Source organism: Nonomuraea sp. B208 (genome assembly GCF_057536035.1).
The window spans coordinates 133,774-146,813 of the sequence record NZ_BAAJOU010000009.1; the positions used below are offsets into that span (position 1 = coordinate 133,774).

Annotated in this window: 12 protein-coding genes; 7 read left to right on the forward strand and 5 right to left on the reverse strand. The window is 72.3% G+C overall.

Features of this window, described 5'->3' with window-relative positions:
- Positions 1-3 precede the first annotated feature (3 nt).
- Positions 4-816: an alpha/beta fold hydrolase gene (locus tag AC27IY_RS04775; RefSeq protein WP_364445418.1), complete on the forward strand. Its 813-nt coding sequence runs from the start codon at positions 4-6 to the stop codon at positions 814-816.
- Between the two features lie 147 nt (positions 817-963).
- On the opposite strand, the gene AC27IY_RS04780 is transcribed toward AC27IY_RS04775, so the two are convergent.
- Both AC27IY_RS04780 and AC27IY_RS04785 read right to left on the reverse strand, forming a co-directional pair.
- Positions 964-1,569 (reverse strand): DUF4126 domain-containing protein, encoded by a 606-nt coding sequence (locus tag AC27IY_RS04780; RefSeq protein ID WP_423452678.1) that lies wholly within the window; start codon positions 1,567-1,569, stop codon positions 964-966.
- A 19-nt stretch (positions 1,570-1,588) separates the two neighbouring features.
- On the reverse strand, positions 1,589-2,521 hold the full coding sequence (locus AC27IY_RS04785) for a phosphotransferase (RefSeq protein ID WP_423452677.1): 933 nt from the start codon (positions 2,519-2,521) through the stop codon (positions 1,589-1,591).
- A gap of 69 nt (positions 2,522-2,590) precedes the next feature.
- Between AC27IY_RS04785 and AC27IY_RS04790 the strand changes: the two genes are divergently transcribed.
- Positions 2,591-4,954 (forward strand): GcvT family protein, encoded by a 2,364-nt coding sequence (locus AC27IY_RS04790; RefSeq protein ID WP_487177211.1) that lies wholly within the window; start codon positions 2,591-2,593, stop codon positions 4,952-4,954.
- Here the strand turns inward: AC27IY_RS04790 and AC27IY_RS04795 are convergent.
- From AC27IY_RS04795 to AC27IY_RS04805, 3 genes are all read right to left on the reverse strand, one after another.
- Entirely contained in the window at positions 4,947-5,690 is a 744-nt protein-coding gene (locus AC27IY_RS04795) for a GntR family transcriptional regulator (protein ID WP_487177212.1), read from the reverse strand. The two genes, AC27IY_RS04790 and AC27IY_RS04795, sit on opposite strands and share 8 nt — an antisense overlap.
- Positions 5,691-5,716: 26 nt before the next feature.
- Entirely contained in the window at positions 5,717-6,838 is a 1,122-nt protein-coding gene (locus AC27IY_RS04800) for an NAD(P)H-dependent flavin oxidoreductase (protein ID WP_487177213.1), read from the reverse strand.
- A 62-nt stretch (positions 6,839-6,900) separates the two neighbouring features.
- Entirely contained in the window at positions 6,901-7,545 is a 645-nt protein-coding gene (locus tag AC27IY_RS04805; protein WP_364445412.1) for an acyltransferase, read from the reverse strand.
- Between the two features lie 110 nt (positions 7,546-7,655).
- Between AC27IY_RS04805 and pyrG the strand changes: the two genes are divergently transcribed.
- The 5 genes from pyrG to AC27IY_RS04830 all read left to right on the forward strand — a co-directional run bounded on the left by pyrG (position 7,656) and on the right by AC27IY_RS04830 (position 12,741).
- Positions 7,656-9,320: a CTP synthase gene (gene pyrG / locus AC27IY_RS04810; protein ID WP_364445411.1), complete on the forward strand. Its 1,665-nt coding sequence runs from the start codon at positions 7,656-7,658 to the stop codon at positions 9,318-9,320.
- A gap of 8 nt (positions 9,321-9,328) precedes the next feature.
- Entirely contained in the window at positions 9,329-9,937 is a 609-nt protein-coding gene (locus tag AC27IY_RS04815) for an NUDIX domain-containing protein (protein ID WP_344206428.1), read from the forward strand.
- 21 nt (positions 9,938-9,958) lie between these two features.
- Positions 9,959-10,864 (forward strand): site-specific tyrosine recombinase XerD, encoded by a 906-nt coding sequence (xerD, locus tag AC27IY_RS04820; RefSeq protein ID WP_344205349.1) that lies wholly within the window; start codon positions 9,959-9,961, stop codon positions 10,862-10,864.
- A gap of 123 nt (positions 10,865-10,987) precedes the next feature.
- Entirely contained in the window at positions 10,988-11,923 is a 936-nt protein-coding gene (locus tag AC27IY_RS04825; RefSeq protein ID WP_371250375.1) for a ParA family protein, read from the forward strand.
- Complete coding sequence (locus tag AC27IY_RS04830) at positions 11,920-12,741, forward strand: segregation and condensation protein A (protein ID WP_423452673.1); 822 nt, start codon at positions 11,920-11,922, stop codon at positions 12,739-12,741. Before AC27IY_RS04825 ends, AC27IY_RS04830 begins: the two co-directional genes overlap by 4 nt.
- Positions 12,742-13,040 lie beyond the last annotated feature (299 nt).

Here is a 13,040-nt window from a genome sequence, read left to right on the forward strand (position 1 = left end):
CCGATGGCCTATGCCGACGTGGCCGGCGACGTCCGGCTCTTCTACACCGACGACGGCACCGGCGACGCCGAACGCCCGCCGCTGCTGCTCGTGCACGGCTGGGGCACCGACTCCCACCAGTGGTCCTGGCACATCGACGCCCTGACCGCAGCCGGTCACCGCGTGATCGCCCCCGACCTGCGCGGGCACGGCTACTCGTCGGTCCCTGAGACCGGCAACACGCCCCGCGCGATGGCCGCCGACCTCAAGGCGCTCCTCGACGGCCTCGGCGTCCGGCAGGTGGTCGCGGTCGGCCACTCGATGGGCGCCCAGGTGGTCTCCGTCCTCGCCGTCGAGCATCCGGACCGGGTCCGCGCGCTCGTCGCCGTCGATCCCGGCTACGGCATGTCCGACGACATCGTCCGCGGCTTCCCCCGGATGGTGGCGGGCCTGCGCGGGCCGCGTCCGCACGAGGCCGCCGAGGCCATCGACGAGTGGTGCACGAACGCCGCCACCCCCGCCGTCGTCCGCCGCTGGCACAAGCGCCGCCTGCACGGCATGGCCCCGCACGTGCTGGCCGAGGCGATGGAGGCGATGTTCACCGCGCCGGACGCCATCGGGGCGCGGCCCGCGAGCGAGGAGTACCTGGCGCGGCGGACCTGCCCGGTGCTGTCGATCTGGTCCGACGCGGGGCGGGCGTCCTGGGAGGCGGGGCTGCTCAAGGACCCGGCGTCCAAGGTCGTGTGCTGGGAGGGCTCCAGCCACCGGCTGCACGAGGAGCGGCCCGCGGAGTTCGTCCACCTGGTGACGGGGTGGCTGCGTCGAGTGGCAGCGTGAGGGGTCCCGGCGGAGCACCGGAACCCCTCACCGCGTGGGCGCGGCAGGGTCGGGGGCCACGTGACGCCCACACGTCGCGTTCGCTACCGGGAAGGACTGTAGGGGGCGCGCGGGAACCGGCGGATCAGCCCGCAGGGTGATCGCGGATCATCCTGGAGGCTGACTCCGGGCGGCCCGCCTGCGGGCACGGAACCGCCGTACGCGCCGCAGGAGCCACCAGCTCAGCACGGCGAGCAGCACCAGCGCGACGATCACCAGCAACGGGAGGAAGATCGCGATCAGGCTCATGCCGAGCGACCCCGCGTCCTCGACGGTGCTCACGACGGGGGCGCCGGCCCCCGCCGTGCCCACGTTGACGAGGGGACGGGCGGCCGCCTTCATGGCGTGCACGGCCAGCGCGACGCCGATGCCGAGCAGCCAGCCGACCCAGGGGTGCTCGGTCATCCAGGAGGAGTTCTCCAGCTCGGCGGCGGCGCTGGTGGCGGAGAAGACCACGCCTCCCGAGGCGGGGCGCACCACGGTCTGGATGGCGTCGTTAACGCTGTCGACGGCGGGCACCTTGTCGAGGACCACCTCGGCGGCCAGCAGCACCGCGATGATCGCGAGCACGCCCCAGTTCGACAGCCAGGCGTAGCCGTCGGGTAGTTTCACGGTGTCGGTGAGGTTCGACAGCACGCCAACGACCAGGAGCGGGATGTAGGCGTTGAGGCCGGCGGCCGTGGACAGGCCCAGGCCGGTCAGTGCGGCGAGCATTGCTCCAGTCTGCCCGGCTTCAGTCGGTACGCGCGGCCTCGTCCATGAGATCCGTGAGCCCGCCGCCGGTGAACTCGGCCACGGCCCGCTCGTACTTCTCCATCCCCCAGGACCAGAAGTCGAAGTCGATGGTGTCGTTCGCGCCGTCCTGGATGGCGGCCCAGAGCGTCCAGCCGTACTTGGACATGAGGCCGAGCAGCCGGGCGCGGGCGATCTTGTGGCGCAGCCGCCGGCCGTAGTACGCGGTGACCAGCTCCTCCAGGTGGCCCGGCGGCAGGTCGGACTCGCTCCAGACGTTGCCCAGCTCGAAGCAGGGGTCGTTGTTGCCGGCGTACTCGTAGTCGATCAGCCACAGGCGCTCGCCGTCGTCGAGGATGTTGCCCGGCAGCAGGTCGTTGTTGCAGGGAACGGTGCCCTCGGCCCGCACCTCCAGACATTTCCGGATTTTTGCCGCGTCGGGCATGAAATCCAGATATCTCGCCGGCAACCGGAAGCCCCGCTCCCGCACGATCCCCAGATACCGCCGCTGCACCTCGAACATGTCGAAGTCCCGGGGGAACCGCGGCCCCGCGTGCAGCCGCCGGCACGCCTCCGCCACCCTCGGCAGGTTCGCCGGATCCCGCAGGTCCGCCTCGGTGAAGGCGCGCGCCGGAAGGTACTCCACCACCAGCACCCCAAGCTCCGGCAGGTACGCGTGCACCGGCGCCCCCACCCCCGCGGCCGCCGCCGCGAGCGAGCTGGCGTGCTCGGCGTCCCTGTCGATGGCCAGCAGCGCGCCGTCGCTGGCCTGCACCCGCACCACGTACGCGCCGGCGGGCGTGACGACCTTGTAGTTGCGGTTGGTGAGCCCGCCGGGCAGCTCCTCGACCGAGCGCGGCCCGCCGCCCGGCAGGGGGACGCGCTCCAGCAGGTCGAGCAGCTCGGACGGGACGGGCGCCTCGGGCACGGCCATGGTCGATGCTAGGCCGCCCGCCACCGAACGGTCTAGACCTTTCACACCCCGCCGGTTAGCCTCCGGATCATGAGCGACTCGGCCCGCATCGTGATCATCGGCGGGGGCGTCGGCGGCGCGTCCGTGGCCTACCACCTGACCCGGCTCGGCGAGCGCGACGTCGTCGTGCTGGAGCGGGACGAGCTGACCAGCGGCTCCACCTTCCACTCCGCGGGCCTGGTCGGCCAGCTCCGCGCCGATCCCACGCTCACCCGCATGAACCAGTACTCCGTCGAGCTCTACCGCACCCTCGACGCCGGCTGGACCGAGTGCGGCGGCATCAAGCTCGCCTCCACGCCCGAACGCATGGAGGAGATCCGCCGCCAGATCGGCTGGGCGCGCGCGTCGGGGCTGCCGCTGGAGGAGATCTCGGTGGCCGAGGCCGTGGAGCTGTTCCCGCTCATGGACCCCGAGGGCGTGGTCGGGGCGGCGTACCTGCCGACCGACGGCCAGATCGACCCCTCCCAGCTCTGCTACGCCCTCGCCGCCGGGGCCCGCGAGGGCGGGGCGCGGATCAGGACCGGCGTGCGCGTCCTCGGCGTCAGGACGGCCCGCGGCCGGGTCACCGGGGTCGTCACCGACCACGGGGACATCGACTGCGAGATCGTGGTCAACTGCGGCGGCATGTTCGCCGCCGAGATCGGCCGCATGGCCGGGGTGCGCGTCCCGATCATCCCGATGTCGCACCAGTACGTCGTCACCGACGCCTGCCACGACCACCCCCGCCTGCCCACCCTGCGCGACCCCGACCTGCTCGTCTACTACCGGCAGGAGGTGCGGGGCCTGGTCATGGGCGGCTACGAGCGCACCTGCGCGCCCTGGACCGCCGCCCCCGACTCCTACGACGCCGTGCCCGCCGACTTCAACGGCCGCCTCCTGCCCGAGGACTGGCCGCGCTTCGAGGAGATCTCCGCCAACTCCCGGCTCCGCGTCCCCGCGATGGGCGACGTCGGCATCCGCAAGCTCGTCAACGGCCCGGAGGCGTTCACCCCCGACAACGAGTTCTGCCTCGGCGAGAGCGAGGTCGCGGGCTTCTACGTGGCCGCCGGGTTCTGCGCCCACGGCATCGCGGGCGCGGGCGGCATCGGCAAGGTGATGGCCGAGTGGATCATCGGGGGCGAGCCGCCGATGGACCTCTGGCACATGGACGTGCGCCGCTTCGGCCGCCACTACCGCTCACCGTCGTACACGCTGAAGCGGGCCGTGGAGAACTACGAGACCTACTACGACATCCGCTACCCCGGCGAGGAGCGCGGCGCGGGCCGGCCGCTGCGCACCTCGCCCGCCTACGCCTGGCACGCCGCCCACGGCGCCGTCTTCGGCGAGAAGGCGGGCTGGGAGCGGGTCCACTACTACGCGGCCAACGACACCGGCGACGTGGGGGAGCGGCCGTACGGCTGGGCCGGGCGCGGCTGGTCGCCCGCGATCGGCGCCGAGCACCGCGCGACGCGCACGGCGGCCGGACTGTTCGACGAGAGCTCGTTCGCCAAGATCGAGGTCACCGGCCCCGACGCGGCCGAGCTGCTGGAGCGGGTCTGCGCCAACCGGGTGGCCCGCGAGATCGGCACGGTCGTCTACACCCAGGCGCTCAACCGGCGCGGCGGCATCGAGTGCGACTTCACCGTCACCCGGCGGGGCGAGGAGGAGTTCCTCGTCGTCACCGGCACCGCGTTCGGCACGCACGACCTCGGCTGGCTGCGCCGTCAGGCCGCGCTCACCGGCGCGCGGGCCAGGATCGCCGACGTGACCGGCCAGTACGCCTGCTTCGCCCTGTGGGGCCCGCGCGCCGCCGACGTCGTCGCCGGGCTCACCCCCGGCCCGATGGACCTGCCGTTCATGACCGCCCGCGAGACCACCGTCGGCGACGTGCCGGTGCTGTCGCTGGCCGTGACGTTCGTCGGCGAGCCCGGCTGGGAGCTCTACTGCTCCAGCGAGTACGGCCGCGCGCTCTGGGAGACCCTGTGGCGCGCCGGGCAGCCGCACGGCCTGGTGGCGGGCGGCTACCGCGCCATCGACAGCCTCCGGCTGGAGAAGGGCTACCGCGTCTGGGGCGCGGACATCGGCCCGGAGACCACGCCGTACGAGGCCGGCCTCGGCTTCTGCGTCAAGCCGGACAAGGACTTCGTCGGCCGCGACGCGCTCGACCCCGGCCTGGAACGGCGGCTGCGCTGCCTCGTCCTCGCCGACCCGCGCGCCGTGGCGCTCGGCAACGAGCCCGTCAGCCTGGCCGGCCGGGTGGTGTCCAGGGTGACCTCCGGCGGCTACGGCTACACCGCCCGCGCCTCCATCGCCTACGCGTACCTGCCCGTGGAGGCGGGTATCGGCACCGAGGTGGAGGTCGAGATCGAGGGCGCCCGCGTGGCGGGCACGGTCGTCAAGACGCCGCTCAGCTGACGCCGCTGCGCACCGAGATCCGCACCCGGTCCGGCCGGAACAGGTCGCGGGCGTACTCCACGGGGGTGCCGCCGGCCGCGTACGCCGTCCGCTCGATGAGCATGAGCGGCGCGCCCGGCGCGATGCCCAGCTCGGCGGCCTCCCCGGCGCCGGCGATCACCGGTTCCAGGTGCTCGACCGCCGTGCGTGGCTCCAGGTCGTAGCGGGCGCCGAGCAGCGCGTACAGCGAGCCCGTCAGGTCCGCGCCGAGGAAGCCGGGCAGCGGCGGGAAGAACGAGCGCTCCAGCGCCACCGGCGAGCGGCCGGCCGAGCGCACCCGGGCCACCTCGTGCACCGGCGAGCCCGCCGCGACCCCCAGCGCCCTGGCCGCCGCGCCCGGCGCGGGCACGGTCGCGGCGGTCAGGACGCGCGCCTCGGCCCGCAGGTGGGCCCGGCGCATCTGCTCGGTGAACCCGGCGAGCCCGGTCAGGTCGCACTCGACGCGCGGCTCGGACACGAACGCCCCGCCCGCCCGTCCCGGGACCCGTACCAGCAGTCCGTCGCGCTCCAGCGTGGCGAGGGCTTGGCGCAGCGTCATCCGGCTCACGCCGAGCCGCCCGGCCAGCTCCCGCTCGCCGGGCAGCCGGTCGCCGGGCGCCAGCTCGCCCCGGTCGATCGACTCCAGCAGCCACCGCTCGATCTGCACGTGCGCGGGGACGCCGGTGCCGCGTTCCAGCTCAGGCGGAGTGCCGACCACAGGCGCAGGTTACTCCCGAGGGGCGCTCACTCCGAGAGCCGGGCCAGGCGCTCGACCGCCTCGGCGAACTCGCTGACCATCTCGTAGACCACCTGCCGGGCGGGCTTGATCTGGTCGAGCTGGCCCACGACCTGCCCGACGAAGTAGTTGGCCAGCTCCAGCGCGCCCGGCTCGCCCCGCTCCGCCGCCGTGGTGATGCGGGCCATCGCCCCTTCGGCGATGAGCATCTGCAGCGGCATGCCGAGCGGCCCGGGGCTCTCCTGGGCGGCGTCCCACTCCTGCGTCCAGGCGGACCTGAGCTGGCGGGCCGGCTTGCCGGTGCGCGAACTCGAGCGGACCGTGTCGAGCGACGAGGCGGCCAGCATCTTCTGCTTGACCGCCGGAGCCGTCTCGGCCTCCTCCGTGGTCAGCCAGACCGAGCCGCACCACACGCCCTGCGCGCCGAGCGCCATGGCCGCCGCCATCTGCCGCCCGCTCGCGATGCCGCCGGCGGCCAGCACCGGCACCGGCGCGACCGCGTCCACGACCTGCGGCACCAGCACCATCGTGGAGATCTCGCCGGTGTGCCCGCCCGCCTCGGTGCCCTGCGCCACGATGAGGTCCGCGCCCGCGGCCACCTGCCTGCGCGCGTGCTCCACGGTGCCGACCAGCGCCGCGACCGGCACCCCGGCCTCCCGCGCCTTGGCCACCATCTCCGGCGGGGGCGGGCCCAGGGCGCTCGCGATCAGCCCGATCGGGTGCTTGAGCGCCACGTCCACCAGGCTCGACGCGCCCGCCGCCGTCACCCGCCGGCCGAACGAGTCCGCCGTCGCCGCCATCGGCTGCGCCGACCCGCCCACCTGGTACTTCGACATCAGATGGGTGACGAAGTCGCGGTGCCGCTCGGGCACGAAGTCCATCAGGTGGCCGCCCTCAAGCGCGGCGGCGTCCACCTTGCCGGGCACGAGCACGTCCACGCCGTACGGCCTGCCGCCCACCTGCTCGTCGATCCAGGTCAGCTCGGTGTCGAGCTGCTCGGGCGAGTACGCGACCGCGCCCAGCACCCCGAACCCGCCCGCGTTCGTGACCGCGGCCACGACGTCCCTGCAGTGGCTGAAGGCGAACAACGGGAACTCGACGCCGAGACGTTCGCACACAGGGGTCCTCATGAACCGACGCTAACCGACCGAAGGAAGTTCGGTCCATCCCCGGCCGGCGACGGCGCTCCGTGTCAGGACGCCGGGTCCGGCCTCACGGGGTCGTGCCAGCCCAGCTCCGGCGTGTAGCCGCGGACCCGCCGCGCCGGCACCCCCGCCACCACGCTGTGGTCCGGGAACGTGCCGCGCACCACCGCGCCGCCCGCCACCACGCACTGCCGGCCGAGCGTCGTGCCCGGCAGGATGATCGCCCCGGCGCCCAGCCACGAGCCCGAGCCGATCGAGACCGGGCTGTTGCGCGGCCACTGGCGGCCGATCGGCACGTCGGGGTCGTCGTAGACGTGGTTCTGGTCGGTGATGTAGACGTACGGGCCGGTGAAGACGTCGTCGCCGATGTCGATCGACTGGTGTGCCACGATGTGGCTGCCCCGGCCGATCGAGCAGCCGCGGCCGATCCGCAGGATGGAGGAGGGGCCGAGGTCGAGTCCGGGGTTCATGCCGCAGGAGATCGACACGCGCTCGCCGATCAGCGTGTGGTCGCCGATCTCGATGTACGCCTCGCCGAAGATCGCCCCGGGAGGGAACGCGATGCTGACCCCGTCGCCGATCCGGCGGAATTCATGGCCGCCCGGAGTGGCCGGAGTGATCGCGCCGGCACGGCGGATCGCCGCGTAGGCGCGATGGATCGCCGCGTTCACGATCCGCCGAACTAGTGACATAGCCACCAAAGTTACCGCTAGGTCATACCGTTCGGGCATGTGAGGGGCGTTGTTTGATATCCTGAGAGCCCGTGGACACTTCGACCACACATCGAGCCACGGGAGCCCCTTTGCGCAGCGCATCGCAAACCAAGCATCTGTTCGTCACCGGCGGTGTCGCCTCCAGTCTCGGCAAGGGGCTTACGGCCTCCAGCCTCGGTCGCCTGCTCAAGGCACGCGGTCTCCGGGTCACCATGCAGAAGCTCGACCCCTACCTCAACGTGGACCCCGGGACGATGAACCCGTTCCAGCACGGCGAGGTGTTCGTCACCGACGACGGCGCGGAGACCGACCTCGACGTCGGCCACTACGAGCGTTTCCTCGACACCGACCTGCACGGCTCGGCCAACGTCACCACCGGCCAGGTCTACTCCAACGTCATCGCCAAGGAGCGGCGGGGCGAATACCTCGGCGACACCGTCCAGGTCATCCCGCACATCACCAACGAGATCAAGGACCGCATCAGGGGCATGGCCGGTCCCGAGGTCGACGTGGTCATCACCGAGGTCGGCGGCACCGTCGGCGACATCGAGTCGCTGCCGTTCCTGGAGGCCGTCCGGCAGATCCGGCACGAGGTGGGCCGCGACAACGTCTTCTGCCTGCACGTCTCGCTGCTGCCCTACATCGGGCCGTCCGGCGAGCTCAAGACCAAGCCCACCCAGCACAGCGTGGCCGCGCTGCGCAGCATCGGCATCCAGCCCGACGCCATCGTGCTGCGCTCCGACCGGTCCGTGCAGACGGCGATCAAGCGCAAGATCAGCCTCATGTGCGACGTCGACGAGGACGCCGTGGTCTCCGCCGTCGACGCCGCCTCCATCTACGACATCCCGAAGGTGCTCCACTCCGAGGGCCTCGACGCCTACGTCGTACGCCGGCTCGGCCTGCCCTTCCGCGACGTCGACTGGAAGGAGTGGGAGGAGCTGCTGCGCCGGGTGCACCGCCCGGCCAAGGAGGTCACGATCGCGCTGGTCGGCAAGTACATCGACCTGCCCGACGCCTACCTGTCGGTCACCGAGGCGCTGCGCGCGGGCGGCTTCGCCAACGACGCGCGGGTCAACATCCGCTGGGTCAAGAGCGACGACTGCGAGACGCCCGAGGGCGCCGAGCGCGAGCTCGACGGCGTGGACGGCGTGCTCATCCCCGGCGGCTTCGGCGTGCGCGGCATCGAGGGCAAGATCGGCGCCATCCGGCACGCCAGGGAGCAGAAGGTCCCGCTGCTCGGCATCTGCCTCGGCATGCAGGGCATGGTCATCGAGGCCGCACGCAACATGGCCGGCATCACCGAGGCCAACTCCACCGAGTTCGACCCCGACACCAAGCACCCGGTCATCTCCACCATGGCCGACCAGGAGGACGTCGTCGCCGGCGAGCGCGACATGGGCGGCACCATGCGCCTCGGCAGCTACACCGCCAAGCTCGCCGAGGGCTCGCTCGCCCGCAAGCTCTACGGCGGCAAGGCCAAGGCCGACGAGCGCCACCGCCACAGGTACGAGGTCAACAACGCCTACCGCGAGCAGCTGGAGAAGGTGGGCCTGGTCTTCTCCGGCCTGTCGCCCGACGGCAGGCTGGTCGAGTACACCGAGCTGCCGGTCGAGACGCACCCGTTCTTCGTCGGCACGCAGGCGCACCCCGAGTTCCGCTCCCGCCCGACCCGCGCCAACCCGATGTTCAAGGGCCTCATCGGCGCGGCGCTCGACTACGCCGAGGGCCGGGTGGGCGCTAGGGTCGCCCAGTGAGCTCAGCCATGATCAGCGACACGCCCGAGTCGTGGGACGTCGTCGAGAGCAAGGAACATTTCTCCGGTTACGTCATCCGGGTGGTCACCGACACCGTCAGGATGCCCCGCGACGAGGTCGCCGACCGCGACTACGTGGTGCATCCCGGCTCCGTCGCGGTGCTCGCCCTCGACGACCTCGACCGCGTCCTCATGATCAGGCAGTACCGCCATCCGGCCCGGCAGCTGATGTGGGAGCTGCCGGCCGGGATCCGCGACGTGGCGGGCGAATCGCTGGTCGACGGGGCGGCCCGTGAGCTGGCCGAGGAGGCCGGCTACCGGGCGGCCACCTGGCACACCCTCGTCGACCTGCGCACCTCGCCCGGCATGAGCGACGAGCGCATCCGGGTCTTCCTCGCCCGCGACCTCACCAAGATCCCCGACGAGGAGAACGGCTTCGTGCACCGGCACGAGGAGATCGACATGCCGGTCGAATGGGTCCCGCTGCCCGACGCGGTCGAGAAGGCGCTCATGGGTATGATCCACAATTCCCCGGCCGTGGCCGGTATCCTCGCCGCATATGCGGCTTCGGTCGAGGGTTTCGCGACGTTGCGCCCGGCCGACGCCCCGGAGGCGTGACGTATCGGGAAGGACCGGCTCGTGGAGGCAGTGCTCTCCAGCTACCTCGCCCATCTGGCGGTGGAGCGGGGGCTGGCCGCCAACACGCTCGCGTCCTACCGCCGTGACCTGCGCCGTTACATGGAGCATCTGCAGGCGCGCGGCCGTGCCGAGCTCGGCGAGGTGGGGGAGGCCGACGTACAGGCCTTCCTCGCCGCGCTGCGCGAGGGCGACGGCGAGCACCCCGCGCTCGTCGCCAGCTCGGCCGCGCGCGCGGTCTCGGCCGTACGCGGCCTGCACCGCTTCGCCCTGCGCGAAGGCGTCACCGCCCACGACCCCGCCCACCAGGTGCGCCCGCCGCGCCAGCTCCGCCGGCTGCCCAAGGCCATCACGGTGGACGAGGTCGAACGGCTCATCGCCGCCTCGGGCCCCGACGGCGCGCCCCTGACCCTGCGCAACCGCGCCCTGCTGGAGGTCCTGTACGGCACCGGCGCGCGCATCTCCGAGGCTGTCGGCCTGGCCGTCGACGACCTGGAGGACGACCAGGTGCGCCTGCGCGGCAAGGGCGGGCGCACCCGCGTCGTCCCCCTGGGCCGCTACGCCCGCGCCGCGCTCGACGCCTACCTCGTCCGGGCCCGGCCCGGCCTGCTGGCGCACGGGCGCGGCACGCCCGGCGTCTTCCTCAACGCCCGCGGCGGGCGCCTGACCAGGCAGGGCGCCTGGGAAGTGCTCCAGGCCGCCGCCGAACGAGCCGGGCTCGACGGGATAAGCCCCCACGTCCTGCGGCATTCGTTCGCCACCCATCTCCTCGACGGCGGCGCCGACGTCAGGGTGGTCCAGGAACTGCTCGGCCACGCCTCGGTCACGACCACGCAGGTCTACACCCTGGTCACCGTCGACAAGCTCCGCGAGGTCTACGCGGCGGCGCACCCACGCGCCCGGCAGTGATCTATAGTCTTTTGCGACGTGCCGCGGCGACGGCGTGCCGCCTTGCCGCGTTAAGTGGTGACGCCATAGTGTCCGTCCGGACGGTCCGGTTCGGGACCGTCAGGGAGGTTCGAGCTGGTGACTGTGACGACCAAGGGTTCGACCCCGGGGACCCCCGACAACCCCTGGGGCGACACGAAGACCAACGCGCCTTCCAACGGCGTCAACCTGGGGCCCACGCAGCGGCCACGGCCGGTGTTCCCCGAGCCGGTGCCGCCCGCCGTGCACGGCCCCGCGCGCGTCGTCGCGATGGTCAATCAGAAGGGCGGGGTCGGCAAGACCACGACCACCATCAACCTGGGCGCCGCCCTCGTCGAGTACGGCCTCAAGGTCCTGCTGGTCGACTTCGACCCCCAGGGCGCGCTCTCCGTCGGCCTGGGCATCAACCCGCTCCAGCTCGACCTGACCGTCTACAACCTCCTCATGGAGCGCGGCGTCACCGCCGAGGAGGTGCTGCTGCAGACCGGCGTCGAGGGCCTCGACCTGCTGCCCAGCAACATCGACCTGTCCGCGGCCGAGGTCCAGCTGGTCACCGAGGTGGCCCGCGAGCAGGTGCTCGGCCGGGTCATCAAGCCGCTGCTGCCGCACTACGACGTCTGCCTCATCGACTGCCAGCCGTCGCTCGGCCTGCTCACCATCAACGCGCTGACCTGCGCCCACGGCGTCATGGTGCCGCTGGAGTGCGAGTTCTTCGCCCTGCGCGGCGTCGCGCTGCTCATGGACACCATCTCCAAGGTCCAGGAGCGCCTCAACGAGGACCTCGAGATCGAGGGCCTGCTCGCCACCATGTACGACGCCCGCACCCTGCACGGCCGCGAGGTGCTGGCCCGCGTGGTCGAGGCGTTCGGCGACAAGGTGTTCCACACGGTCATCAACCGCACCGTGCGCTTCCCAGACGCGACCGTGGCCGGTGAGCCGATCACCACGTTCGACCCCTCCTCGCTGGGCGCCAACGCCTATCGCGAGCTGGCCCGCGAAGTGCTCTCGCGCTGGCCGGCACCTGCCACAATGGCCAGGTGACCACCGCCGAGCAGACCGGCCCCCAGGGCTTCCAGGTCCACCTGGACGTCTTCGAAGGGCCCTTCGATCTGCTCCTCGGCCTCATCGCCAAGCACAAGCTGGACATCACCGAGGTCTCGCTCTCCAAGGTCACCGACGAGTTCATCGCCTACATCCGCTCGCGGGGCCCCGAGTGGGACCTCGACCAGACCAGCCACTTCCTGCTGGTCGCGGCCACGCTGCTCGACCTCAAGGCGGCCCGGCTGCTGCCCTCCGGCGAGGTCGAGGACGAGGAGGACCTGGCGCTGCTGGAGGCCAGGGACCTGCTGTTCGCGCGGTTGCTGCAGTACAAGGCGTACAAAGAGGTCGCGAAGGTCTTCTCCGGGCTCATGGCGGAGGAGGCGCTGCGCTTCCCGCGTACCGTGCAGATGGAGCCCCAGTTCGCGAACCTGCTGCCCGAGCTGGTGCTCGGCGTCGGGCCCGAGCAGCTGGCCAGGATCGCGGCGCGGGCCTTCACCCCCAAGGCGCCGCCCACCGTCGGGATCGGGCACATCTACGAGCCGCTGGCCAGCGTCAAGGAGCAGGCCGCGATCCTCGTCTCGCACCTGCGGCGGCTGCGCCGGGCCACCTTCCGGGCGCTCGTCGCCGACTGCGCGGGGACCTTCGAGGTCATCGCGCGGTTCCTGGCCGTGCTGGAGCTGTTCAGGGAGGCGGCGGTGACCTTCGAGCAGGTCGAGCCGCTGGGCGACCTGCACGTCACCTGGACCGGGGCCGACGAGGGGGATGTGGCGGTGGGGGACGACTACGAGGAATCCGCGGAGAAGCCACGCAATGACTGACAACCCCAACCCCTCCGACCCCCGCCACCCGCTCCCCGCCTGGATGACCCTCCCAGGCTCCCTGGCCCATCCGGCGGATCCCCCTGCCGACGCACCTCAGCCCGCTGCGGTGTCAGGGACTGCGGCCGCCTCAGAGCCGGCGCAGGAGCCTGCGGATGCCCAGGAGCCGGCGGAGGTCCCCGAGCCCGGGGACGTCCCTGAGTCGGCGGAGGTCCCCGAGCCCGCGGACGTCCCTGAGCCGGCGGAGGTTCCGGGGCCTGATGACATCCCTGAACCGGTTTCCGAGCCTGCGGACGGTC

Coding starts and splice junctions, on each gene's coding strand:
- AC27IY_RS04775 (WP_364445418.1), top strand. CDS start 4: ATGGCCTATGCCGACGTGGCCGGCGACGTCCGGCTCTTCTACACCGAC.
- AC27IY_RS04780 (WP_423452678.1), bottom strand. CDS start 1,569: ATGCTCGCCGCACTGACCGGCCTGGGCCTGTCCACGGCCGCCGGCCTC.
- AC27IY_RS04785 (WP_423452677.1), bottom strand. CDS start 2,521: ATGGCCGTGCCCGAGGCGCCCGTCCCGTCCGAGCTGCTCGACCTGCTG.
- AC27IY_RS04790 (WP_487177211.1), top strand. CDS start 2,591: ATGAGCGACTCGGCCCGCATCGTGATCATCGGCGGGGGCGTCGGCGGC.
- AC27IY_RS04800 (WP_487177213.1), bottom strand. CDS start 6,838: ATGAGGACCCCTGTGTGCGAACGTCTCGGCGTCGAGTTCCCGTTGTTC.
- AC27IY_RS04805 (WP_364445412.1), bottom strand. CDS start 7,545: ATGTCACTAGTTCGGCGGATCGTGAACGCGGCGATCCATCGCGCCTAC.
- AC27IY_RS04815 (WP_344206428.1), top strand. CDS start 9,329: ATGATCAGCGACACGCCCGAGTCGTGGGACGTCGTCGAGAGCAAGGAA.